This is a genomic window from Vibrio sp. OPT46 (genome assembly GCF_015163535.1).
GTDB lineage: Bacteria > Pseudomonadota > Gammaproteobacteria > Enterobacterales > Vibrionaceae > Vibrio > Vibrio alginolyticus.
Map to the genome: position 1 here is coordinate 1 of NZ_JADDYG010000906.1, position 206 is coordinate 206.

Genomic DNA, 206 nt, shown 5'->3' on the forward strand with positions numbered 1-206 from the left:
GTATTCTCTACCCGACCACCTGTGTCGGTTTGGGGTACGATTCCTTACAATCTGAAGCTTAGAGGCTTTTCCTGGAAGCATGGCATCAATGACTTCACATCCGTAGATGCTCGACGTCGTGTCTCAGCCTTAAGAGAAACCGGATTTACCTAATTTCTCAGCCTACGCACTTGAACCTGGACAACCGTCGCCAGGCCCACCTAGCC

1 rRNA gene is annotated in these 206 nt (G+C 51.0%); it reads right to left on the reverse strand.

From position 1 onward, the window contains the following. Positions 1-206: ribosomal RNA gene (locus IQR33_RS31960) — 23S ribosomal RNA — on the reverse strand; the annotation flags it as partial.